General features: G+C 44.8%; 23 protein-coding genes, 3 tRNA genes, 1 rRNA gene and 1 other RNA gene. 12 read left to right on the top strand and 16 right to left on the bottom strand.

Annotated features, from left to right (window positions below; genetic code table 11):
• The first annotated feature begins 147 nt into the window (after window positions 1-147).
• Complete coding sequence (locus ACSU1N_RS03040) at window positions 148-867, top strand: DUF2208 domain-containing protein (protein WP_440060139.1); 720 nt, start codon at window positions 148-150, stop codon at window positions 865-867.
• A gap of 4 nt (window positions 868-871) precedes the next feature.
• On the top strand, window positions 872-1,090 hold the full coding sequence (locus tag ACSU1N_RS03035; RefSeq protein WP_440060138.1) for a hypothetical protein: 219 nt from the start codon (window positions 872-874) through the stop codon (window positions 1,088-1,090).
• A gap of 124 nt (window positions 1,091-1,214) precedes the next feature.
• Here the strand turns inward: ACSU1N_RS03035 and ACSU1N_RS03030 are convergent, their stop codons facing one another.
• A complete protein-coding gene (locus tag ACSU1N_RS03030) occupies window positions 1,215-1,862 on the bottom strand; it encodes a hypothetical protein (RefSeq protein ID WP_440060137.1) in 648 nt (215 codons plus the stop codon).
• Window positions 1,863-1,991: 129 nt separating this feature from the next.
• Here ACSU1N_RS03030 and ACSU1N_RS03025 point away from each other — a divergent pair, with 129 nt between their 5' ends.
• Window positions 1,992-2,273 carry a hypothetical protein gene (locus tag ACSU1N_RS03025; protein ID WP_440060136.1) on the top strand — a complete coding sequence of 94 codons (282 nt, stop codon included), beginning with the start codon at window positions 1,992-1,994 and terminating at the stop codon, window positions 2,271-2,273.
• A 53-nt stretch (window positions 2,274-2,326) separates the two neighbouring features.
• On the opposite strand, the gene albA is transcribed toward ACSU1N_RS03025, so the two are convergent.
• On the bottom strand, window positions 2,327-2,620 hold the full coding sequence (albA, locus tag ACSU1N_RS03020) for a DNA-binding protein Alba (protein WP_440060135.1): 294 nt from the start codon (window positions 2,618-2,620) through the stop codon (window positions 2,327-2,329).
• A 289-nt stretch (window positions 2,621-2,909) separates the two neighbouring features.
• On the opposite strand from albA, the gene ACSU1N_RS03015 reads away from it, so the two are divergent.
• Window positions 2,910-3,986, top strand: coding sequence for a tyrosine--tRNA ligase (locus ACSU1N_RS03015; RefSeq protein ID WP_440060134.1), 1,077 nt, complete (start codon window positions 2,910-2,912; stop codon window positions 3,984-3,986).
• Between the two features lie 39 nt (window positions 3,987-4,025).
• Window positions 4,026-4,129: transfer RNA gene (locus ACSU1N_RS03010), tRNA-Ala, on the top strand.
• Between the two features lie 127 nt (window positions 4,130-4,256).
• Here ACSU1N_RS03010 and ACSU1N_RS03005 read toward each other — a convergent pair.
• On the bottom strand, window positions 4,257-4,508 hold the full coding sequence (locus ACSU1N_RS03005; protein ID WP_440060133.1) for an Lrp/AsnC family transcriptional regulator: 252 nt from the start codon (window positions 4,506-4,508) through the stop codon (window positions 4,257-4,259).
• A 51-nt stretch (window positions 4,509-4,559) separates the two neighbouring features.
• On the opposite strand from ACSU1N_RS03005, the gene ACSU1N_RS03000 reads away from it, so the two are divergent.
• The gene (locus ACSU1N_RS03000) at window positions 4,560-5,078 is read left to right on the top strand and encodes a DUF367 family protein (RefSeq protein WP_440060132.1); all 519 of its coding nucleotides are present in this window, start codon (window positions 4,560-4,562) and stop codon (window positions 5,076-5,078) included.
• Here the strand turns inward: ACSU1N_RS03000 and rnpB are convergent.
• The 4 genes from rnpB to ACSU1N_RS02980 all read right to left on the bottom strand — a co-directional run bounded on the left by rnpB (window position 5,078) and on the right by ACSU1N_RS02980 (window position 10,759).
• An RNA gene (rnpB, locus tag ACSU1N_RS02995) (RNase P RNA component) lies at window positions 5,078-5,398 on the bottom strand. The two genes, ACSU1N_RS03000 and rnpB, sit on opposite strands and share 1 nt — an antisense overlap.
• A 35-nt stretch (window positions 5,399-5,433) precedes the next feature.
• Complete coding sequence (locus ACSU1N_RS02990) at window positions 5,434-5,706, bottom strand: DNA-binding protein (RefSeq protein WP_440060131.1); 273 nt, start codon at window positions 5,704-5,706, stop codon at window positions 5,434-5,436.
• A 461-nt stretch (window positions 5,707-6,167) separates the two neighbouring features.
• Window positions 6,168-9,794, bottom strand: a complete 3,627-nt coding sequence (gene rgy, locus ACSU1N_RS02985; protein WP_440060130.1) for a reverse gyrase — start codon at window positions 9,792-9,794, stop codon at window positions 6,168-6,170.
• Window positions 9,795-10,072: 278 nt separating this feature from the next.
• On the bottom strand, window positions 10,073-10,759 hold the full coding sequence (locus ACSU1N_RS02980; protein WP_440060129.1) for a metal-dependent hydrolase: 687 nt from the start codon (window positions 10,757-10,759) through the stop codon (window positions 10,073-10,075).
• A gap of 59 nt (window positions 10,760-10,818) precedes the next feature.
• Between ACSU1N_RS02980 and map the strand changes: the two genes are divergently transcribed.
• The 4 genes from map to rrf all read left to right on the top strand — a co-directional run bounded on the left by map (window position 10,819) and on the right by rrf (window position 13,262).
• A complete protein-coding gene (gene map / locus ACSU1N_RS02975) occupies window positions 10,819-11,706 on the top strand; it encodes a type II methionyl aminopeptidase (protein ID WP_440060128.1) in 888 nt (295 codons plus the stop codon).
• Window positions 11,707-11,756: 50 nt separating this feature from the next.
• Entirely contained in the window at window positions 11,757-12,854 is a 1,098-nt protein-coding gene (locus ACSU1N_RS02970) for a DUF1512 domain-containing protein (RefSeq protein WP_440060127.1), read from the top strand.
• The gene (locus ACSU1N_RS02965) at window positions 12,854-13,126 is read left to right on the top strand and encodes a hypothetical protein (RefSeq protein ID WP_440060126.1); all 273 of its coding nucleotides are present in this window, start codon (window positions 12,854-12,856) and stop codon (window positions 13,124-13,126) included. The genes ACSU1N_RS02970 and ACSU1N_RS02965 overlap by 1 nt, the downstream gene beginning before the upstream one ends.
• 16 nt (window positions 13,127-13,142) lie before the next feature.
• Window positions 13,143-13,262, top strand: a 5S ribosomal RNA gene (rrf, locus tag ACSU1N_RS02960).
• 10 nt (window positions 13,263-13,272) lie between these two features.
• On the opposite strand, the gene ACSU1N_RS02955 is transcribed toward rrf, so the two are convergent.
• The gene (locus ACSU1N_RS02955; protein WP_440060125.1) at window positions 13,273-14,583 is read right to left on the bottom strand and encodes a hypothetical protein; all 1,311 of its coding nucleotides are present in this window, start codon (window positions 14,581-14,583) and stop codon (window positions 13,273-13,275) included.
• A 73-nt stretch (window positions 14,584-14,656) separates the two neighbouring features.
• Here ACSU1N_RS02955 and pyk point away from each other — a divergent pair, with 73 nt between their 5' ends.
• The gene (gene pyk, locus ACSU1N_RS02950; protein WP_440060262.1) at window positions 14,657-16,072 is read left to right on the top strand and encodes a pyruvate kinase; all 1,416 of its coding nucleotides are present in this window, start codon (window positions 14,657-14,659) and stop codon (window positions 16,070-16,072) included.
• A 3-nt stretch (window positions 16,073-16,075) separates the two neighbouring features.
• On the opposite strand, the gene ACSU1N_RS02945 is transcribed toward pyk, so the two are convergent.
• The 7 genes from ACSU1N_RS02945 to ACSU1N_RS02915 all read right to left on the bottom strand — a co-directional run bounded on the left by ACSU1N_RS02945 (window position 16,076) and on the right by ACSU1N_RS02915 (window position 21,479).
• Window positions 16,076-16,175 (bottom strand) — tRNA-Thr (locus ACSU1N_RS02945).
• A gap of 42 nt (window positions 16,176-16,217) precedes the next feature.
• Window positions 16,218-16,922: a triose-phosphate isomerase gene (gene tpiA / locus ACSU1N_RS02940; protein ID WP_440060124.1), complete on the bottom strand. Its 705-nt coding sequence runs from the start codon at window positions 16,920-16,922 to the stop codon at window positions 16,218-16,220.
• A gap of 30 nt (window positions 16,923-16,952) precedes the next feature.
• Window positions 16,953-18,107 carry a fructose-1,6-bisphosphate aldolase/phosphatase gene (gene fbp / locus ACSU1N_RS02935; protein WP_440060123.1) on the bottom strand — a complete coding sequence of 385 codons (1,155 nt, stop codon included), beginning with the start codon at window positions 18,105-18,107 and terminating at the stop codon, window positions 16,953-16,955.
• Between the two features lie 93 nt (window positions 18,108-18,200).
• Window positions 18,201-20,009, bottom strand: coding sequence for a ribosome biogenesis/translation initiation ATPase RLI (locus ACSU1N_RS02930; protein ID WP_440060122.1), 1,809 nt, complete (start codon window positions 20,007-20,009; stop codon window positions 18,201-18,203).
• A gap of 116 nt (window positions 20,010-20,125) precedes the next feature.
• Window positions 20,126-20,395 carry a DNA-directed RNA polymerase subunit M gene (locus tag ACSU1N_RS02925; RefSeq protein ID WP_440060261.1) on the bottom strand — a complete coding sequence of 90 codons (270 nt, stop codon included), beginning with the start codon at window positions 20,393-20,395 and terminating at the stop codon, window positions 20,126-20,128.
• Between the two features lie 301 nt (window positions 20,396-20,696).
• Window positions 20,697-21,173 (bottom strand): hypothetical protein, encoded by a 477-nt coding sequence (locus tag ACSU1N_RS02920; protein WP_440060121.1) that lies wholly within the window; start codon window positions 21,171-21,173, stop codon window positions 20,697-20,699.
• Window positions 21,174-21,251: 78 nt separating this feature from the next.
• Complete coding sequence (locus ACSU1N_RS02915) at window positions 21,252-21,479, bottom strand: 30S ribosomal protein S17e (RefSeq protein ID WP_440060120.1); 228 nt, start codon at window positions 21,477-21,479, stop codon at window positions 21,252-21,254.
• Window positions 21,480-21,644: 165 nt separating this feature from the next.
• Here ACSU1N_RS02915 and ACSU1N_RS02910 point away from each other — a divergent pair, with 165 nt between their 5' ends.
• Window positions 21,645-22,904, top strand: coding sequence for an adenosylhomocysteinase (locus tag ACSU1N_RS02910; protein WP_440060119.1), 1,260 nt, complete (start codon window positions 21,645-21,647; stop codon window positions 22,902-22,904).
• A gap of 5 nt (window positions 22,905-22,909) precedes the next feature.
• On the opposite strand, the gene ACSU1N_RS02905 is transcribed toward ACSU1N_RS02910, so the two are convergent.
• Window positions 22,910-22,983 (bottom strand) — tRNA-Ile (locus ACSU1N_RS02905).
• Window positions 22,984-23,039: the final 56 nt, after the last annotated feature.

Raw genomic sequence — 23,039 nt, 5'->3', positions numbered from 1 at the left:
GCCCTTCTAAGACTTTAAGTTTAAGTATTTTTCAGAAACACGAGCCGTCTTCACTACTCCGATAAGTGGCGATTCATCATCAAGCTGTTCTATTCTCAACCAAATTTATTAATCTACCTAGCATAAGCTTCTCATAGCGTGATCAAAATGATGCAGCAGCCGAAAAGGCATGTAACAGTATTGATGAATGCTATTAGCATAATCGTTATATCGCTTTTATCTGCTATCGTACCGCAATGGTCGTGGCTTATTTTCCTAGCCTTCTACCTAGTATTCTTCTATCTGGTCTATAGGTTTACTGTAAAGACTAGTAAGACACCGCCTCCAAGCGAGCTAGGATCCCCGTTGTTCAAAGAACCTAACGCTATTAAAATAGCTGTATCCGACCCTGGTTTGAACAAGGATCTCAGTTCCCAGTTCAAAGTATTATTCATAACACTACTGATATCGATGCTGGCTATACTGCTCTACCCTCTCTACATAGGGTTGATAGGCGGCGTTGTTTACGCTAGCATCGAAAGCGTGGTAGCTAATCAAATACTAGCCAGGTTCTCTAACTATGTCATAATGTACACGTTCATCATAGTAGTGTTATACTCTATAAGATGGTTTATCATGAGGAGAGTTGAATACACTAACCTGCTAATCCCCCACAACTACGTGTTGTATAGGAAGGGTATAGTTATAAACGGTAGGAGTTTTATACCCGTGGGCTCCAGCATATGCTTCACAGTCAATAAGCAGAGAAGGTTTATAGAGTTTTACGACCCTACGAATAAGAGTTCTAAGATAAGGCTGTACACCGAGACACCTAGCACCTTCTACGAAAAACTCCTCGAGGTGGGGTTTAACGAGTGTAAAGCATAGATGCGTGGTTTGCGGCAGGGTATTCCCGGACGGGCAAGGACTGGTGATAAAATATGGGGGTGTGACTCTCGAATTCCACAGTAATAAGTGCGCTAGCAAATTCTTCAGAAGCCTACTCGAGAGAGTAGACCCTGATGTACTAACTCCCTACATAAAGAGGGTCGTAGAAGAGTACAAGGAGCTTTACGAGGCAAAAGCCAAGAAGTCTATTAAGAGTATATAGGTGTCAGTTCGCGGTAATTTCTTCATCAAGACTCGTTTGGGGGCAAGTATCTTCATCCACCAATTGTATTACAAAACATTCTCTAATAACTTTAAACCCAGATAGCTGGGTTATAAAACAGAGATCAATATTCGGGGATAGACAAAACCGTATCAACCAGGCTTGTGAAGAAGGCCCCGTCGAACCCACGGCATTCTAAGGGTATCCTTAGTTTAATGGTGTAAAACACTTCTCTTCTATCGACTGTTATAAGCCTGCTGCCAGCAGGCAATGCTATAATGCCTGGTTCCTTACCGTATCCCTGTCTAATACTCTCTACAATACTGTGGTATGGAGCAGTGTAAAACCCTGTTGAAACAATTTTCTCGCATGCTCCATCGATTGTTTCTAATTCTATTCTTAAGAGCTGACCATATTCTAGTATTTCATGACAAGGGCCCTCTAGACACCTACGTAATGCTCTTAGTAGTTCGAGTATGAATTCCCTCCTAAACCATTTAAGGTCGAGCCATATATCTCTACTCACCACGTAGTATGGTCTTCCACCAAGCGAAGTAATCTGGGATAGGTTACCACTATACTCTTCAAGAACCAGGCTGAATGGGGGTACCGACACCTCGAGTATTCTCATACCTATTCTAACAGGTATTGAACCAGGCCTGTACAAGAACCCCACTCTAGGACCCTCATACCCGTTAATCAGTTGCAGGAGCCAGTCTACTTGGAAATATCTGGGTTCTACCACTATGCTTCCAGCTTTAACCCTCGGCAAACCCAGGCCACCTGGTTATCCGTACCCAACATTCATAAACTTCTCAATGACCTTATGGCTATTAGCTTAGTTTCGTGATAGTATTTCTGGATTTGCTATACTACCATCAAGTTTTATGGTGTTAGTACTATGAGGATCCCTAAGAAACGTGAGCTTATCGCGTACCTCGCTCTATGCCTTGAAAACCGTAGCGGGATGAACGTGGGGGAGGCTCTAGACATTCTGAGGATGAAGCTTGGTTTCTCGAATAAAACTGCTTTGAGTATTTTGAGAAGACTTTCTAAACAAAACCTTGTTCTAAAGACCGGGCTCCAGGAGTACAAGTGTCTAGACCCTCTAGAGTATTTCAAGCGGTTGGTAGAAGACTATTCGAGCCGGAGAAAACGCGGAGGATATGATGGAACCCGATGATTTAATGGACATGTTTAAAAATATTGTTTTTTGTTTTACGATAGGCCACCTATTTACTCTTTTACCTTCAGCTTTATCTCGATAATACTGACTCTGCTCTCTTTACCTTGTGGGTTGGTGACTGTCTGGCTCCCGATCTTTATCTCCTCGACATCGACCTTGCCTGGTAGGAACCTGTTCCTCACTATTTCGACAGTGTCTACAGCCTTGCTTATCGCTCTGCCTCTAGCTTTCACATAGATTTCTTTTATACCCTGGTGTACCAGGGTTAATACTGCTATCACATAGTTCATTACAGGTTTCTTACCTACTAACACGGTGTTTGCGCTTTGTGGTTGGACCGCCATTTCCCTATCCCCTTTATCCTGCCCTATATTATAGCTGGATTGTAATAGATTACACAAACCAATTAAAAGCTTTACTACTACTTTGAATAAACAATCGCCTGCACAGGTCTACGCTATCGTTTAATGTGGTAAGAGGGTTTATTTATTCAGTACCGGCGTGGTTCATCATGTTCGCAGCTACGAGGGCGGGACTCATCACTCTTAGTGCTATTTTTATAGGAATAAGGATTATTATAATTTCTATATCCAGCAGGCTGTTAGTAGTTGGCAAGTGATGTGAGGGTAATTTATGGAGGGTAGGCTAGGGATTGCTATTAGGAATACTCTTGAGGTTGTTACAACTGAGGAGCTTGCTAGTAAGCTTTCCTCTGGGGAGAAGGTATCCGGCTACCTTGGTTTCGAGCCTAGCGGTCTTGTACATATCGGCTGGCTCGTATGGATGTTTAAAGTCAGAGACCTTACGAGTATAGGGGTTGATTTCATAATACTCGAGGCCACCTGGCACGCCTATATTAACGATAAGCTTGGAGGAGACCTGGATCTCATTAGGAAGTCTGCTAGATTCGTCAGATATGTTTTGAAAGCGCTAGGGGTCGAGCACAGGGTTAGGTTTGTGGATGCTGAGGAATTAGTATCTGATAAAGAGTATTGGAGGCTCGTCTTAAGAGCTGCTAAAGAAACGAGCTTAGCGAGGGTTAGGAGAGCTCTTACTATAATGGGTAGGAGAATGGATGAAGCAGAAGCTGATACTTCTAAGCTAATATACCCTCTGATGCAGGTATCCGATATCTTCTACCTCGGTGTTGACATCGCTCTAGGAGGTATGGACCAGAGGAAGGCTCATATGCTAGCCAGAGATCTCGCGGAGAAACTAGGGGTGAAGAAACCGATAGCTATCCACACACCTATTATCACCAGCCTGCAGGGGCCTGGTAGGAGGATGGAGGGCGTTGAAGCAGACGACTTACTTGCAGAAGCTAAAATGAGCAAGAGCAAGCCTGAGACAGCTATCTTCATACACGACACTCCCGAGGAAGTTGAGGCTAAGATAATGAGAGCCTACTGCCCGCCAAGAGTAGTAGAAATGAATCCTATAATAGAAATAAACAAGTACATCTTATTCCAGCAGGAAGGATTTGAGCTCATTGTAGAAAGACCCGAGAAATACGGCGGGACAGTTGTTTTCAATAGTTACAGCGAGTTAGAGAAAGCCTATCTAGAAGGCAAGCTACACCCATTAGATCTCAAGAAAGCAACTGCTACAGCGCTTAATAAATTACTTGACGACATCAGGAAGAAGGTATTCAGTAGTAGGGAGGCTGTTGAAATACTCGAAGAGCTTAAAAAAGCTAGGATAACGCGGTGAAGTTTAAAACCCAAGTGTAAATCCAAGTATATTAACAGTGGGCCGGTAGCTCAGCCTGGAAGAGCGCCGCCCTTGCATGGCCTACTGGGAAACCGGGGTCGCGGGATAGGCGGAGGTCCCGGGTTCAAGTCCCGGCCGGTCCATTACCTACTCGTATTTTATAAAAACGTATAGGAAACAAAACGGTTTCCAGTGTTAATGCCCCTAGTATACAAAAATGTTTAACTGTTTAAAAACCTGTGTATAGCTGTTTTTAACAGCCCGGTAGTACTACCTTTTAACCCTTTCTTCAACAACGATCATTGTTATAGTAGTTCTTATGTCGGGCAGCTTCCTTATCTTGTTAGTTACAATCTCCCTGATCTTCTCTAGGGAATCGGATTCAACTTTGACGACGAGGTCGTATGTCCCGTAAACTATGTAAGCTTCGGTTACCTCCGGTATCTTATATAGTTCATCTAAAACCCTCGACTCTGCCCCGATCTCTGTCTGGATTAATACGATTGCAGTAGACTTAGGCATTCTAACATCCCTATATTAAATAATACCCTTTAGAATAATAAATATTTGTTGATGATGGTTTTGCCAAGGATTATGGTAGTATACAAGAGGGAAGACGACCCTAGTAAGAATACATCGCTTAAAATGATCAGGAAGGGTTTAGCAGTACTCGTCCACCCCAAGGAGGCTGGCGGCATAGTCCTCAACCCTTTCTCCAATAAATACCTAGGTAGATGGTATAGAACGTTAGTTGAAAACCACGGTATCACGGTAGTAGACGCTAGCTGGAATAAGCTAAGCCCTAGAGTATTCGATAACGTCAGAGGAGTCCACGTTAGGCTACCTCCTCTACTAGCCGCAAACCCAGTTAACTACGGGAGGCTGTGTATACTATCTAGTATCGAAGCTGCGGCTGCAGCCCTTTATATTACTGGGTTCAGCGAAGATTATAATAGGCTACTCGGATTGTATAAGTGGATGAAGACCTTCCACGACCTGAACCGTGAATTACTAGAAGACTACTCGCGAGCAGAGGATGAAAGAGGTTTGATAGAAGTGATCAAACAATACTGGGAAAGCCCCGTATGCTGAGGGCCGGGGTATAACCCGCCTTCTGTACTAACCCGCATCCGACTAAGCGGCCGACACCCGGTCCGGCGGTGTATCACCCCGGGAACCCGGCCTTGCACCCCACGGGACGGTCGTTTCAACGCATCCACTACCGTCCTCTGTTGGTTACCGGACCCCTGTCGCCAGGGGCCCCTCGCAACATCATCGCCATCTAGTAGTGGCCGTGTCGTTTCTGTACCGTTGCCACGGGTGCTACCCGTGCTCCTTGCGGAGCCGTGGTACCGCCCGGTGGGCGGTGTTTCCTCACCCCCGCTGAGGGGGCGTGGCGGGACCCCGGCCCTGGTAATTTATAATATGTTTGAACATATTAAGTCTTCTAGAACTTCTTCCTCACGCTTATCAAAATATAGGATTTAGGCCTACCTTTCTTCTCGCTCCCGATTTCAACCCCCACGAGTTCGAGTCCGTCGCCAAGCCTTGACTGAAGCTCGTTGTATACGTCTACAGCTTTCGAGATATAGGGGCCTCTCCCTTTCAATACTACGACGCCAGGGCCTTCTTGCAAACCTACTATTGCTTCAACCACGTAGTCGTCGATACTACTCCTACCGATTTCTATAATCCTATTCACCGTAGACGGCTTACTCACATCTACCACCGTTTAGTCTATTATTATGTATTTGAATCACCTAATAGTTAAAAACGTATTCAGAAAACCAGTGGTTTACCGGTTTGGTTTCAACTGCGACACCTAGACCCTATTCTCCTACCATTATTCAATCTCCATAGAAACCATTGGTTCCACCCCCCGTCTTCTAATGGAGCAACTAGCAACCTCCCACACCCCTTTATTTCAGGTGGAACAATTCATCTTCCATCAACAACTAAATTAATAAGTTTGTATAAAGAAGACAAAAACACTCTGTCTAAAGATGACAAACCTTTTCATCACAATAGTGCTAAATAGCATATTGTACAACGACGGTAGAGTTCTTACAATTGTTTTAGAAAAGGGTGTAGAACGTGCCGGGGAGTGATAGAATAGAGGGGAACCGGAGGTTCCACCCCATGGCTTCGTCTGCGTCAGATAGAACCGTGCATGCTCCTGGCTTAGGCATATACCTCGGGTTCTTGAGAGACCCTGCTTAACTTGTTTGGGATGAGGTTTAAGTCTGATAGCCTGCCCGCTAGTTTCACTATTTCGATAGCCGAGCTAGCTCTACCGCTAGCTATTTCATCTATGGTTTTCTCCATCATCCTTGTTGTTTCAACGCTTACAAGCTCTCTGTATCCACTAGACAGGTACTCGTATACTTCTATACCGAGTTTTGTAGGCACTACTTTACCAGCTTTCTTCGACACTACCACATACCCGTGTCTCCTAATGTTATCTATGATCTTAGCATATGTGCTAGGCCTCCCGATACCTGTTTTCTTCATTAGAGACACAATATCTCCCTCACTATACAAGGGTATTCTACTAGCTCTAGCAATCTTTGATTGGACTACGCTGGCTTCAACACTATTCTGGCCTATACTGATAACCCGCGGGGACATAACTTTATTGAAACCGTCCTCGACTATCTTCTCCACGAATTCTAATTGGGCAACCGTAATACCGTCAATTACCGCCTGGTAGTTTGAGACAACTGCTTTAAAAGGCTTCATCTGGCTTGCTATAAACCTCTTGAAGATTAGGTCGTAAACCTTAAGATGGAGCCTTGTAAGAGGCCTAGCTAGTACAAGGGTGTTCTCGAATATTGTTTTCTCAAGGGATACGGCATCAAGCGGGAGCGTCGGCCTTATAGCCTCGTGGGCCCCTTCTTCGCCCCAATGGCTCGGTCTAGCGTACTCGCTTAGGTTCGTAGCCTCAAGGTATTTCATAGCTATGTTTATACCGGTTGAAGAAACATACGTGGAATCCGTCCTATGATAGGTTATTAAACCTGCTTCGAAAAGGTCTTGAGCAAGCTTCATTGCTAGTTTCGACGACACCCCTATCTTCGAAGCTGCTACAAGATACTCGTCTGTCGTAAACGGAGGGCTTGGATAGAAGGTTTTAATTACTGAAGAAGTCTTAACCAGTGTGAATCTATTGCTCGAAGCTATTTTCTCGGCTATGGATCTATCGTCGAAACAAGGAGCTATCCTAATCTTCTCGCCTTGGACTTCCCCATCTATAAAGACCCTCCAGCACTTGGATAAGATATGCTGTCTATACCTGTCTATGATTAATCCTAGTACAGGAGTCTGTACTCTGCCAGCCCCTAGGTACTTCGTATTATACCTCTCCTGCAAGTGAGCGCTCAGGCTAAAGCCGATTAAGCGGTCTAAAACCCTCCTGTATACCTCTGCTTCGACAACCAACTTGTTGATACTGCGCCTGGATTCGAGAGCTTTTAGGAATTCGCGTAAAGTTATCTCGTGTAACTCTATCCTATACATTGGTTTACCAAGGTGTTTTAACGCTAGGTACAGGTCGTATGCTATTTTCTCTCCTTCTTCGTCAGGGTCTGTAGCAATATATATCTCGTTAACTTCGCGGGCAACCTTCCTAAGAACGGATATAGTCTCAGACGCGTCGCTGTAAAGCCTGCTACCACACCTAGGACACTGGTCTCCATGGGTGAACTGTGTCCCGCATACCAGGCACTTCTTGATAACCTCGTAAACAGGAGATACAACACCATCCTCGAACACCACCCCGTGCAAGCCCTTGGAAGAGTCGGTGGTTAAATCGTACAAGTGGCCGCGTGTTGATACAATGCTTAAATGGATTATCTCGCCGTCTTTAACAAACGGGATCTCGTAGATAACTGTTTTACCTATAAACCTTTTAACAGGTCTTCCAAAGAACCCGGCTATAGTCCTCGCTTTAGTAGGAGACTCTACTATGACGAGTATGCTTTTGAAATCGAAGCTACTACCACTACCCTCCCTAGTCGAATTAACCTCTCCCAACTCTTTATCGAGGTCGACCTGGTCTATGGGTTTTATCGAAATAGAGTTGTTTGATAAAGATCTAAGTTTTGCTTCCAAACCTTTGATAACATTGCTTAAATAAGGCAGTTCGAATATTATTGAGAGACCGTGGGTCATCCTCCCTTTAAATAATCTGCTAGACCTCCCGGACGCCTGTATATAGGTCATAACATCCGGTACTAATACCTGGATGCTGTTACCAGATTTAATTATGGTCAGGCTTCCGACTTCGATAGTGCTACGTGTCTCCAGTAATTTAGCGATGTCTCTAACAAGCAGTTCTTTAAAACTCTCCAGTATTGAAACAATATTCCTTAAATAGTCTGATAGCATGTTTTTATCGGCTTTACCTCTGAGACACTGCGATATTAGCCTTATCTCGCTAGGCGATAGTTTCAGAAGGAAATCTCTAGCTACTCGCAGTATATTGCTGGAGTCTTCGAAACCATGTTCTTTAGCTAGTATTGCCAGTCTAAGCATACCGTTTAATGTAGAAGCATAGTCTTCGAGCCTTAGAGCGAATAAGGGGGTTCCGAGGAAGACAACGTATCTTATAGCTTCCGGAGCGTCAACACCTCTAACGCTTACGCCGTAGTAGTTCGCACTACCGTATACGAGGTCTAGCTCACCCTTCTTTAGCCTCTCGATAGATTCCGGTTTAGCCTCCTCGACCCGTAACCCCTGGGCTCCTAGCTCTGTCTTCAACCTGTTTACGCATTCCTCGAAGAACTGTTTAAACGGATGTCTAGAGCTAACGTAGATTATACCTCCCCTACCAATCCTCCGGACAACCTCTAGTATGCTATCGCATGAATCGGTCAGCGAATAAGAGTCTGTTATATTCCTACCGTAGATTGTAACACCGGATACGTCTACTCCCAGTAGTTCCTTGAGGATCTTCGAGTAGATACCTCTCATCCTACCCGTGGCTGAAGAGAATATTACTTGCTTCCCAGTCCTCTTCCTTATTTCGTTATTCACTATCTTATCTACTTCGAGGAATTCTTTCACAACCTCCTGGTACTCAGACTCCCTGCCCAGAGTTTTCAGGGCTACTATCTTCCACTGGAGATTTAGTTTCCTTTTAACCAGGTTTATGATGTTATCGTCGAAGCCCAGTATGTTCAACAACCGTAAAATATTCCTACTGCTCCTAAGAAGGCTGTCTACATCATCAACTATTATCACGTCGACATTACTGTTAGCAAGTAGGTTACTGTTCTTTGTGAAGAAGCTGTTTGTAGCCACTAGTATATTAAACTTACCATCGGCAATATCTTTCACTAGTGCTTCCTTCCTCTGTTTAGACAGTTTCGAATCGTATACAGCGATATCGAGACCAGCTCCGGTCTTCGCAGAGATCTCTCCAAGCTTGCTATAAACTTGTTTTAACAATGCTCTAGTAGGCACTAGGTACAATACTCTTTTCCTATAATACCTGGCTGCGTAGACTGCGAAAACAGATATTAGCGTTGTTTTCCCCAGACCCGTGGGCGCAATGATAGCAGTATTCTCTCCGCTAAGAATCCTCAGAGCCCACGCTCTCTGACCACCCCACATACTGCTACCAATAGCCTTCTCGAAGAAACTAGTGAAATCCTCGAGCTCTCTATAAATAAAATCCTCTAGGTTGAAGTCTGATCTTGAAGCTCTACGGCATTCGGAACACACTCCTGCTTCCTCGAGGTCTAGAGCGTAAGCATCCTTCCCGCATACAGGGCAGCTTGAAACATATACTGGGTTCAAAACCGGCATTGGAATCGTATGCCTCCATATGAATATCCCGCTCTACCGGATTGTTTAAAAAATAGAAGGCTTGTGATAGGAAATTATGAAACCAGCACTAAGCCTCTAGCAGACAAGGCTAGCCTGGGTTGAATAAGGTAAGAGCGAATAGGCTCCTAGAAGTTTTGAATAAATGTACCCCGCCCCTGACACCCGCGTTCACACCATCCGGCTTCCGGGTCCTGGTTGCGCGGGCTCTTTGGCGGGGCTGGTTAAAAATATATCTTAAGGGGTTTAATTTATTTGGTCTAAGGGTATTCGAATTCTTCACCGGGTTTCAATACGATCACTCTGGTCGGGGTTAGAGATTCTACAAGCTCTTTGAATTTATACGGGTCTGCTTTGATCAGAGGGAATGTATTATAGTGCATTGGGATGACTACTTTAGGCTTCAACATTAACACTGCTCTGAAAGCCTCCTTAACCCCCATTGTGAAGTGGCCTCCGATAGGTAGTAGTGCTACCTCAGGGCTATAGAGCTCGCTTATCAGGCTCATCTCGCTGAAGAGGCCTGTATCACCAGCATGGTATAGTGAGATATCGGCGCCTTTAACGATGAAACCTACCGGAGACCCTTTGTTAGAAGAGTGTAGAGCTGGGGTGAGAACGATCTCTAGGTCTTCAAGCGATAGCCGACCCCCTATATTACCTCCTACCGCTTTCAACCCTTTCCCACTAGCTTCTTCAGCTATTTCGAAGATTCCTATTATGGTTGCACCAGTCAGCTTGGCTATATCGTATGCGTTGCCGAGATGATCCCCATGGTCATGGGTCACCAGGATATAATCGACCTTTTTATGCCTGAAATAATCTAGTTTAACAGGACTCAGGGGATTGTCGATCCAGGGGTCTATCAGTACAACTTTATCCTTGTTATCCAGGCCCTTCAGCTCTATTTCGAAAGCGCTGTGGCCGAAGTATTTTATCCTAGCCAAGCCAACCCCCTTATTGTTTATTAACACCTTTTAGCTGATAAAGTTGTGCGGCGAGAAAATTGGATGAGGAGGAAGTTAAAGCATATATCAGGGCGGGCGAGATCGCTAGAAGGGTTAGGGAGAAAGCTGAGAGAATCGTTAAACCCGGGGCAAGGATTACCGATATAGCTATCGAACTAGAGAAGACTATACTAGAACTCGGCGGTAGACCAGCCTTCCCTGTTAATATAGGTGTGAACGAGATCGCTGCTCATTATACCCCCTCAGATGAAGACGCGTCGACTATTCCCGACGGCTCAGTCGTAAAAATAGACCTAGGCGTACACGTAGACGGCTATATTGCAGATACTGCTACCACAGTCTGCTTTAATACTGCTCTAGAAGGGCTCGTAGAAGCATCTAGGAGGGCTCTCGAAGAAGTCGTTAAAATCATGAGACCTGGTCTCAGAGCTAGAGAGATCGGTAGGACTGTTGAAAAAATTATTGAATCCATGGGTTTCAAACCTATTAGAAACCTCAGCGGTCATAGCATAGACAGGTACCTAATACACAGCGGCTATAGTATTCCAAACTACGACGATATCTTCTCTACCTGGAGGCTGGGCGTCGGCGTCTATGCGGTAGAGCCTTTTGCTACAACAGGCATTGGCCTGGTTAGAGAATCGAAGGATGTAACAATATACGCTCTTAAAGCCTCAAGGAATATACCTGAAGGGGTTGAAGGCGAGTTCTACAATAAAGTGTTTGATGAACGTAAAACCCTTCCTTTCACGACAAGGTGGTATCCAGGGTTTAGAGACAGGATTAATAGCATACTAACTGGGCTGAGGGCTAAGCGGCTGCTCGTAGAATACCCGGTTCTAATAGAGAAATCCGGCAAGCCTGTCTCACAGTTCGAACACACCTTCCTAATCCTCCCAAAAGAGGTAGTAGTGACCACGTTGTAACTCGTTTAAAAACTGTATAGCCAATAAAGTGTCTAAGGCAAAGTTGGTGGATGATGAATAGCGATACGATATCGTTAATAACCCAGATAATCTGGCTCATAATATTTGTAATGCTGCTGACTGGGCTGAATCAGAAGATACAGATGAAAATCTGGGCTATGGATATCAGGAATAAGCTGAGCGTTATCAAAAGGGTTATCGACGAAGATAGAGCAAGGGTCGAGAAGATGATTTCGAACTTCGGCAACCCTTCTCCATCGCTATTATTAAACAGGTTCCTCGATTTCTTCACGATCGAGCCTGTTAGCATCGAGCCTACGGATATAATCAGAAGGCTAGACCATCTGATACGCACTGGTGAATCAACTTTCAAGAAAGCTGTTGAGAACGCTTTCCCTTCTATAGGCAAATTCGAGCGCAGCCTTGTAGAAACAAGCATAGAGATACTGGCTGGTTTAAACACTATATACAAGGTAGTTAGGCATTACCTGCTAACAGGGGAGAGAGAAAACAACTGGATACTCTTAATGCAGTTAGAACTGCTAATGCCTACTATAATGAGATACGTTGAAACCTACCATATGGCGCTAGACCCCTTCACGACAGGGAAGCCTATCGGGGATTCTGCAGGCCCCTTGGTTGTATACAACCTGCTCGAGAAATCGAGTATAGTATCTAAAAATGTTATCGACGATACTACTATTGTAGAAGCATGGCTAGAGGGTAGGAGGGTCTTTTTCGTTAAGGCTGAAGGGCCCGGGAGCAATGTCGGGCATCCGGGTAGTGTGATTAATAAGCTTGTAGAAGATTTGAAAGGAAACGTAGATCTGATTATTACAATAGATGCAGCACTTAAACTGGAGGGTGAGGAGACAGGCTCTACTGCAGAAGGCGTTGGGGCAGCGATCGGCGATCCCGGTCCCGAGAAAATAGCAATTGAGAGAGCGGCTGCCAAGTACAATATACCTTTACGAGCCATCATCATAAAAATGGATTACAGAGAGGCCTTGACAACAATGAAGAAAGAAGTGTTCGAAGCCACGGTGAGGACATCGGAATATGTGTTGAAGCTATTAAGAGAGGAGACGAAGCCTAATAGCACTATCATTATAGCAGGGATAGGAAATAGTATAGGGGTGCCGTATTAATGTTAGACCCCTATACTATTTTTACAATTATACTAATAGTCCTCCTAGTCATATACATGTTTCTAGAGACCAGGAGAAAACCTGCTCGGGCCGAATATACTACTAGGGTATTACTCCAATGTCCTACATGTGGTTTCCAGCTGGAGAAGGATTACGAGCCCGGGGATATGATCGGCCTTAAGAAAGGCAAATGCCCTAGGTGTGGGGGAGACCTGAAAATAAGAGGTGTCTACTCGGTTAGCAAAAGCAAGGTTTTAAAAGCACCTAGTTAATCATTGTTTATTGGCCCGACCCGGCCATAGCGGTTGGGCAACACCCGGTCTCGTATCGAACCCGGAAGTTAAGCCAACCGCGTCAAGGTGGCGGTGAGGTCCGAGAGGCCTCGCAGCCGCCTTGAGCCGGGGTCGGGCCGTTTCACTTATTTCTCTCTCATATGCTTTAGTCTCTCTTCGATACTCCTAAAGGTTTTGACAGCCCTAGATAAAGGTCTGTGCACTATAATGCTTATCGATGCGGCGGTAGCGGCTGTTAGAGCTAGGAAACCTATTATCGCTATATAGCCTACGTTAGAGAGAGCTATAGCTCCTCTACTCAGCTGGGAGAGAACAGGGTTCTCGATAGTAGTAGTATTCGTTACGGTAAGAGTCTGTGTAACAGTGCTCGTCGAATTATGTGTTAAAACGACTTCTTGAGTTATAGTAGAGGTATGCGTACTAGTAAGGGTTACTGTTGTAGTCACAGTGTTATTGATGTATAGTGTAGTTGTATATACCAGGGTTCTATTGTTGATGATAGTGGTAGTTAAAGTAGTTGTTATAGTTGAAGTTACAGTAACCGGCGTTGGTGTGCTAGTAGTTGTAGGCGTGGCTGTAGTAGGGGTTATTAAAGGGCCCGCGGGAGAGATTATCTGCTGTCCACTAGTACACGTCTTCGGCGGTGGTACTGTTAGAACCTGTTGTATAGTAGTGTTATAGCTCGCCCCTGTCTCGATATCTCTAAGGCTGATAGTTATTTCAGAAGTATTCGTCACGACAGGAAGGTTGAGAGTTGTATACAAGTCTCCTGAAGCTCCTGAACCAGCTACCCCTAAATCTAGTGGGGTATTGGGTATGTTAGGGTAGATAGCCTGGATCTGGTATATCCTGAAAGGAGGCAGGCCTTTCGCATACAAGTATATTCTTGGTTGGCTGTTTATATTGTTTGTAATAATACTAGGCATAACAGAGACTGTTACATTGCCTGTTGTCTTATTACTCCATAAACTCGTCCCCCAATTATAACCGCTTATATAGACCCTGCCGCTAACTAGAGTACACAGGTATATCAGGCTGCCATCTTTCAGATCCCTAAGACTAACAATAATAGAATACGTGCTCACCTCTCTAACACCCAGGCTTGAGAGATTCGCCGATAAATAGAAGTCATGGGTGCTATTAGGGATTAAGGGGGAAGTAAACGAGTCTCCAACGATAACACCATTGTATACAAATGTTATATTAAGTAGGCCGCCGATATTATTATAGTTTAGGATCATCCCTGTTACTTCAACATAAGGCTTCCACAGGTAGAGGTCGCTACCGTTGAAGAATCCGATAAGGCTACTTGTAGTCATGTAGATGGCTTGGAGGCAGATTTCTTGCGATAATGTTCTTGGGATATACGGTAGCCCGATAGCTGTGAGAGCGAGAAGCAGTAATATAATGTACCATCCTGTTAGAAACCTCTTCATACTATCACTGGTGTTATAATAGCCATAAAATTATTTTACAGTGAGTTTTAAATAAACATTTTTGCTGGTGTATGTGTTGAAAACAAAGATTATAGCTACGCTAGGCCCTTCTACAAACGATGTAGAGATCGTTAAGAAAATGGTGAGAGAAGGGGTTGCAGGCTTCAGGATAAACTTCAGCCATGGAGACAAAAACATGTGGGATAAGCTAGTGGATATAGTTCGCAACGTCTCAGAAGAATACGAGCAGCCGATCGCTCTAATAGGTGATCTAAAAGGCCCCCAGGTAAGGATTGGGTCTCTAGATGGAAATATAATGAAAGTAGAACGCGATAGGATAGTAAGGTTTATACAAGGGGATAAAGGCGCGAGCGGGGAGGTACCGGTAAAGACCAGGGAAGTCTTTGAAATCGTTGAAGTAGGCGATATAATATTAGTAGGCGACGGGGAATGCATTCTGAGGGTTGTTGAAAACGGCGAAGACTACATCCTTGCAAAGGCTTTATTCGACGGTGTGATAGGTAGCGGGAAAAAGATAGTTATCAAAGGAAAAGAACCCAACCTTCCGTCTATATCGTATGAGGATTTGTCGCTGATAAAATACGCTGTAGAGAAAGATTTTACATTTCTCGGGATTAGCTATGTGCGGAGTAGCCGGGATATAATTACTGTGAGGAACATAATCAGGGATTTGAAAGGTAGCACAGGCATTATCGCTAAGATAGAAACTCCTGCAGCATACAGGAATCTTGAAGAAATTGTTAAATCAAGTGATGTTGTCCTGATTGCTAGAGGCGATCTAGGCCTGCATTTCGACTTGGATAAGCTGCCGATAATCCAGAAGGGGATAGTCTCCACAGCTTTGAAATATAGCAGGCCTGTAATTGTAGCTACCCAATTGTTAGAGTCTATGGTAGAACAACCGATCCCTAGCAGGAGCGAAGTAATAGATGTTTACAACGCAGTTAACGACGGTGTAGACGCACTAATGCTGACAAATGAAACAGCCGTAGGCAAATACCCTTTAGAAACAGTGAAATGGTTGAAGAAGATAATAGAATCAACAGAATCCAGTCTAAGACAGGGTCCTAGCCCTGTTTTCGCTAGGGAGCACTTTGGGAAGAACACTATTAAAGACAAATACGTCTACGGGCTGCTCTCTCTAGCGGAGAGTATAGATGGTAAGGTGTTGATATTCTCGAAGACAGGTTCGGTTCCACCTCTAATATCCATGCTTAGACCACGTGTACCAGTGATTGTTGGGACCCCGGATAAGGTTCTAGCTAGGAGACTCGTACTCTACTACGGCCTCAAGGTGTATGATATGAGTAAAAACATAGGCTTGGACGCGTCTTACGAAGACGGTATTAGAGCGTTAGAAGAATTGTCTAAGCTTAGGGGAGATCTGTCGATCGGCGATATAGTCGTAGAGTCTTTTGCTAAACCAGGCGGTGAAATGCACGAGATTATTATAAAAAGAGTCGTGTAGGAGAGCCGCCGGCGGGATTTGAACCCGCGTCCACCGGCTTTCCCGACCCGGTTCTAAAGCAACCATACGAGGCCGGCGCTCTACCCGGCTGAGCTACGGCGGCTCTGAAGTAATTAAATTTATAGAAAATTCTTATAAGCCTGTGCTATGATTCTTCCACGGCTTTGATTGCATAGACTGCCATATCCTTCATAACCGAATACGGGTCTTTGGCTTTGACTATAGCAGAGGCTACTAGAACCCCGCTAGTACCGTATCTTATAGCAGCGTAGACGTCCTGCCCGTCTGTTATGCCTGCTCCGGTAAGTATTACAACGTCGTTATTGACTCTACGTATTAGCTCAACGCTTCTAACGATCACCTCTGGTTTAGCCCTGCTGACACTGATACCTGTACCTATGAGTTCGGGGGGTTCGACTGCTACGAAATCAGGGTTTAGAGCTGCTGCAGCAGCCCCTGTCTCAGGCTCGTCAGCACATACGAGTGTCTCCAACCCTAGTTTCTCCGATTTCTTAATAAGCATGTTTATATCCGATAGCTTTAGCCTGTGCTCGCTATGGTTTAGTATAACACCGTTGACTCCTGCTTCTAGTAGGCCTTCGAGAGGCATAAAGCCTGTAACCGCCCCTGGTTCGACAGGGTCTGCGTGCTGGGCGTATACTTTTATACCCGTCCCTCTCACTTCTTCAATAATCCTCCTTATCTCTGTGTAGGGAGGGGCTAGTATGAATTCTACTCTACCATTAAGCTCTCTAACTACCCTGATAGCGTCCCTCGCGATCCTGAGAGCGTTTTCTCCAAAGCTTTGGGGATGATACGCTTTATAGTTTACAACGATAACAGGTTTCATAAAAAACCCTTCTAATATTCTGTTACTCGATTAGTCGTGTCCTCCCGACAGCATTTCACTATGTCTCTTGACAACTTTCACTTCTTCGGTCTTGACAAACCTGTTCTTCAATTTCTCTAAGACCTCGGGCAGTGTTGTATACTCCATTTCCTCGGGTCCAAGCCTGTGAGGCATGAATGGTCCATGTCTCCTCATGTATTCTGCTATCTGTAGCGCTAGCCTCCTAGTCTCCTCGAATGCTACGTCGTCGAATAAGTCGGCTGGGCCTATCAACCTGCCTCTGCTAATATTCCATCCCAGAGCTATAACTCTAGGAGGTCCATCGAATCTAGTCACCTTGGCATATTTCATAGGCACTGGGATCAAGGGTCCGTGGTGGCTGCCTCTCATCCAGCCGGCTACCAGGTGCGGGAAGGCGAAAGCCTCTAATATTTCTCCTACGGCGGGTAGCCCGGACTGAGCTCTCACGATAGCTACAGGATCGTCTTTACCGACGTACTGTCCCGCGACTAGGTTAAGCCTTTCCACGCTGACTACAGCTGCTAGAAGGTTATCCTCCTTCCTGTAGACTCTCCTAACAATGTACCTACCAGGCGTACCGATCAAGGCTAAGAGGTCGTATGATTCTTCAGGGGTCTTCAATAGAACACTCTTGCCTTCGAATACGTCGAATACTTCGAATACGAAGCCAGAGTGCATCCTAGGGTCGATCACTAGACCGGCTGTATTAAACGGGTCTGCGAATATCCTGTACATTGGGAGATTGAATGCGCCTGGCTCGGTTTTGTCAGCGTGGAATGTAACCACAGGCTCAGCCTTCCTCTCCTCCATCTCTAATTCTGCAACGCCCGGGCCCAGCCCTCTAACGTTACCGCTGAAAGCATCGCTCAGCAAGTCTTGGCCAGCAGCATATAGTTTTAATTCTTTAGCAACTTTGGTAGCAGCCTGGAAAGCATCCCATGCTAAGCCATGGATATCGGGATGGTCGGGGCCCTTGGTATGGGTCATAATAAGCTGGATATCGTCTCCAACATGTGTTACATAGAAGTCTATTAGTAGACCTTTTTGCTTCGCTTCGGACAAGACTTTTGTGGCAGCAGCTAGCATGTCGGGATGCGGCATGTAGTGTCCTGAAAAGCTACCTACGTCTGCTTTTATGACTGATAGGGTTATTTTATCGGCCATTTTAGTATTCACCATATTTAATTAAGCTTGTCAGGGGGATAATAAAGGTTATACTAGAAAACGTTGTTTACAATTTAAATAAACATATCAATCTTAGTCCGGGAGATAGTAGACTCCTTTCATCTTCTGCTCTCTATCGAGGTAGGAACCCGGTTTATTAATCCTAGGCCTCCCGGTCTCCATATCTCTTCTAACGGTTATATCAAGCTGTTTCAACAAGTTATTAAAGCCTGTTTTAATATCCGAGGGTTGTAGAGCGTAGCCTTCAATTCCCGGTCTCCCTGTGAAGACTATCACCCTATCGGAGACATAGTTCTGCAGTAGGAGATCGTGTTCGACTACTAGCGCTGCCTTTCTCTTCTCTTCAACAATCTTACGTATTACTCTTGCTACACTTATCCTCTCTTCTACATCTAGGTAGGCTGAAGGCTCGTCTAGCAGGTATATGTCTGCTTCCCTAGCTAGTGTTACTGCTATAGCCAGCTTCTGTAGTTCTCCACCGCTGAGCTCTTTCACGCCTCTATCCAATAGCTTATTCAAGCCTAGCTTCCTAGTGAGCTCGTCATATAACCAGCTAGTAGGGTCGACTGCCTCCCTGGAAGCATTAGCAAGGTTTTCTCTAACAGTCTCGTATTGGAATACCGAGGGTGAGACTTCCTGGGGTTTATAGCTTATCTTATCAGTACTAACGAGTACGGTTCCAGAATCCGGCTTCAGGTTGCCGGCTAGGATGTTTATGAAAGTAGATTTCCCTATGCCATTAGGGCCTAGTATGCCTACTACCTCGCCGGGGTGGACTTCCCCTTCTTCAACCTCTAGTTTGAAACCGCTAGACTCGTATGTTTTAACTAGTCTATCCCATTTTAAAATAGGGTATTCTTCTGGAGTCCTGCTCTTATCAGCAATGACTATCCTAAACTTGATCTGTTCTTTCCTAAGCCTTATGTTTTCCGCTGGCAGGTAACCGTTTAAATAATGGTTTATCCCAGTTCTCACACCGTATGGTTTGCTAACTATCCCGTAGACCCCTGGCTCACCGTAGATTACAGATACATAGTCGCTTACATAGTCGAGTATCATTAGGTCGTGTTCTACAACCATAACGTATACTTTAGACGGGTTGAGGAATTCTCTTATAGCCCTCGCAACCCTAACCCTCTCTCTTATATCAAGATATGAGAAGGGTTCGTCGAAGAAGTAGGCGTCTGCTTCTTTAACTAACACGGCTCCAACCATTAGCTTCTGTAGTTCTCCACCGCTAAGCTCTCTAACATCCCTGTTTACGAATTCCGTCATGCCTAGTTTATCTATAACATCCTTTAACAAACCTCTTTCATCGGCTCTAGACAATAATTCTTTAACAGACCCCTTCAATACCCTGCGAGCAGACTCTATGTACTGGGGTTTCACAACCGTTCTGAGTGTTCCGTTAGCAAGCTTCTGCAGGTAAGCATTTATCTCGGAGCCTCTGAAAGCCTTGAGTATATCGCTCCAATCAGGCGGGTTCGAGTAGTTTCCTAGATTAGGCTTGATCTGCCCCGATAATATTTTAACGCTAGTGGTCTTACCGCTCCCGTTCCTACCTATAACACCCAGAACCCCTCCTAGCGTGAGAGGCGGGAGCCCGTATAGTTTAAACATGTTCTCGCCATATCTGTGTATGGTTATCTTCTCGAGTTCGTCGGGGAGATTTACGATCGAGATCGCTCCAAACGGGCATTTCTTAACACATATACCGCATCCTATACAAGTGTTTTCATTGATAATAACATACTTTTTATCCTCGCTCAGATCTATGGCTTTAACCTTCTTACCTCTGTTCACAGGGCAGAATCGTATGCATTCTAGAGCGCACTTGTCTGGTTTACAAAACGATCTGTCTACTACAGCAACTCTAACCAATTCGTCCACCGCTATGTTTTATAAGGCGATATCTTCATACTACTTTTAATGTAAATTATAGATAGACAACTTTTATTATGATGAATGGTGACGGCTCGGAGTAGTGAAGAAGTAGTTTAATCTGATTCCTCCTCGGTTTCTTCCTCCCTCATACTCTCTAGAAGTATCTCGTAGTACTCTTGCAACATTTCTCTCTCCTCGGGAGATAGCGCTGTTTGCTTCGCTTCTGTAGCCTTCGCAGTAACAGTCCTCTTGCTTGATTCTACCACGTATTTAATACCGTACTTATCGAGATCCTCTCTACTAGCCTTCTCCTCGTACCCGCATCTAGGGCATTTTAGAACATAGTATTCCTTACCATTGCTCTCCTTCTTTACAGGAACCATTGCAGCCCCGCATCTAGGGCAGAATTTAACCACTAGTAACACCTTTCAAACCTATCTTTTTCCACGAGGCTTATATCCTTGATTACATATGGAGGTTATAACTATTACTCTAAATAGTAGGCTTTAGTACTGCTCTTTCCAGTACCTGTTTTATGGAACCGTTTTACTTAAATATCCTTTTTAATCAAATACATGTTGGACGTAAGAAGGTGGAATCTATGCTGTGGCTAGAAGAAGAATGGGAAGAGGAATGGGAGGAAGAGTGGGAGGAAGAAGAGTGGGAAGAGGAAGAATGGTAATGTTATAGCAGGTTGAGGACTACAGCAATATTTTTTATTACAATAGTTAAATCCTCGGGCAACGTTAAGTCCTTTAGGGTATAATCCTCGCAATTAGACGGCTTCCCGTAACCAGGGTCGGCGGATACTAGGATGTATCTCTTAGAGGAGGCGAAACCCTTTTCTAGGTTCTCTAATAACTCGGAAATCTGTCTATCCCCGAGTATAAGCATTGCTAGTAGCAATCCTCTATGTTTTACCCGTTGGAAAAGGTTGTTGTTAGCATAGTAGTGTATAAGACCCTGTAGGATCTGGAGACTATACTTGACAAGGCTTTCTGGTATTAAAGCAATAGGCTGCTCCGGGGTTAATCCTAGCTTCGTAACCTCGTCTTTAAGTGTACTACATTGTTTGAAGCATATATACGTCTTCGCGACGTACTCGCTATTCAAATATCTGATCGTAATAGTACCCTTCAATACGCTAATATTGAAATACATGTGAAACATCTCTCACCTGTCTCGAGGAACCGGCTAGTATCCTATACTCTTCGAAATACTTTAGCCCACATCTATGTCCTACTGCTGGACCTCCTCGGCGACCTGTTCTTTCACAGGCTTAGAAGCTATCGAGACCAGGTGGGTTATGTAACCGGCTATCTGGTTTCTAAGCTTCTTAGACCTGACAGTAACCAGTTTCGATACTAATTGCTTGTTTCTCTCGAAGTCTCTAGTGAATAATTGGGGGTAATTCTCTAAGAGCTGTTTGGCAACTCTCTTAACAAGCCTAGACCTTACTTTACCCATGGCTTCCTCCTCTACCGTAATATTCCTTAAAGGGTATTCGATAATACATGCTTAAAAACATTATACTTTCAGCGTCTTTAAAGATATCGTGTTGTGGTTAAAACTATTTTAGTATAGGGTAGAATTCCTATATCCTGAGACTATGTATGCAGGGGCTGGAGGATTTTGAGTAGTAGGATTAAAGACCCTGGTTTAGCTAGGGAGGGACGGCTTAAATTAGAATGGGCTGAGAAACACATGCCTGTCCTCATGAAGCTTAGAGAAGAGGGTTCTAGGAAAAAACCTTTGGAAGGAATTAGGGTAGGCGCTGTCCTACACGTAACCAAGGAGACAGGGGTTTTAATGATGGCTCTAAAGGATTCGGGTGCGGAAGAAGTAGTATTAGCCGCTAGCAACCCCCTTTCCACACAAGACGATGTAGCAGCAGCCCTGGTGGAATATGGTATTAGGGTATATGCTTGGAGAGGGCAGAGCGTCGACGACTACTACTGGTGTATTAGACAAGTAGTTGAGAGCAACCCGGATATTGTCCTCGACGATGGGGCTGATCTACACGCTACACTACATAGCAGCTACCTGGATAAAGCAAGCAGGATAATCGGGGGCACCGAGGAGACTACTACAGGAGTCATCCGTTTGAAGGCTTTAGAGCGGGAAGGCAGGCTCATGTACCCTGTTATAGCAGTTAACAACGCATATACTAAATACTTGTTTGATAACAGGTATGGTACAGGCCAGAGTACTTTCGACGGGATATTAAGGTCGACTAACATACTAGTAGCGGGTAAGGTAGTTGTAGTAGCCGGCTACGGCTGGGTGGGTAAAGGTATAGCTCTAAGGGCGAGAGGCCTAGGGGCTCGTAGGGTGATAGTTACCGAGGTAGACCCTATTAGGGCTCTGGAAGCAGTCTTCGACGGTTTCGAGGTCATGCCGATGGCTGAAGCAGCTTCTCTAGGAGATATATTCATTACAGCCACCGGTAACAAAGCCGTTATTAGGAGAGAGCATTTAGAGAAGATGAGAGACGGGGCTATCCTAGCTAATGCAGGCCATTTCAATGTAGAGATATGGATACCTGACCTAGAAGCTTTAGCTGTTAGCAAGAGAGTTATAAGAGAGAATGTCACGGAGTATACGCTGAGGGATGGTCGCAGGCTCTACCTGCTAGCTGAAGGAAGGCTTGTAAACCTAGTATCAGCAGAAGGACATCCAAGCGAAGTCATGGATATGAGTTTTGCTAACCAGTATATGGCAGTACAATACTTGTTGAGGAATAAGGGTGGGCTTGAGAGAAAAGTGTATAACCCGCCTAGGGAGCTCGATGAAATGATAGCCAGGCTAAAGCTCGAGACTATGGGGATTAGAATCGACGAGCTGACCCCGGAGCAAGCCGAGTATTTGAGGTCATGGTCTCTAGGAACCTAGGAGTATGGGCCCGCGGGGATTCGAACCCCGGACCACCCGGTTATGAGCCGGGCGCTCTACCGGGCTGAGCTACGGGCCCTCTTCTAAAATAGAATTAAGTTTAGGGTTTAATAGTTTTAAATCTAAACCATATGG

This window comes from Thermogladius sp. 4427co, from assembly GCF_051933805.1.
Classification (GTDB): Archaea; Thermoproteota; Thermoprotei_A; order Sulfolobales; family Desulfurococcaceae; genus Thermogladius.
Note: the sequence above shows the minus strand (reverse complement) of the source record. Positions and strands in the feature narration are given on the sequence as shown.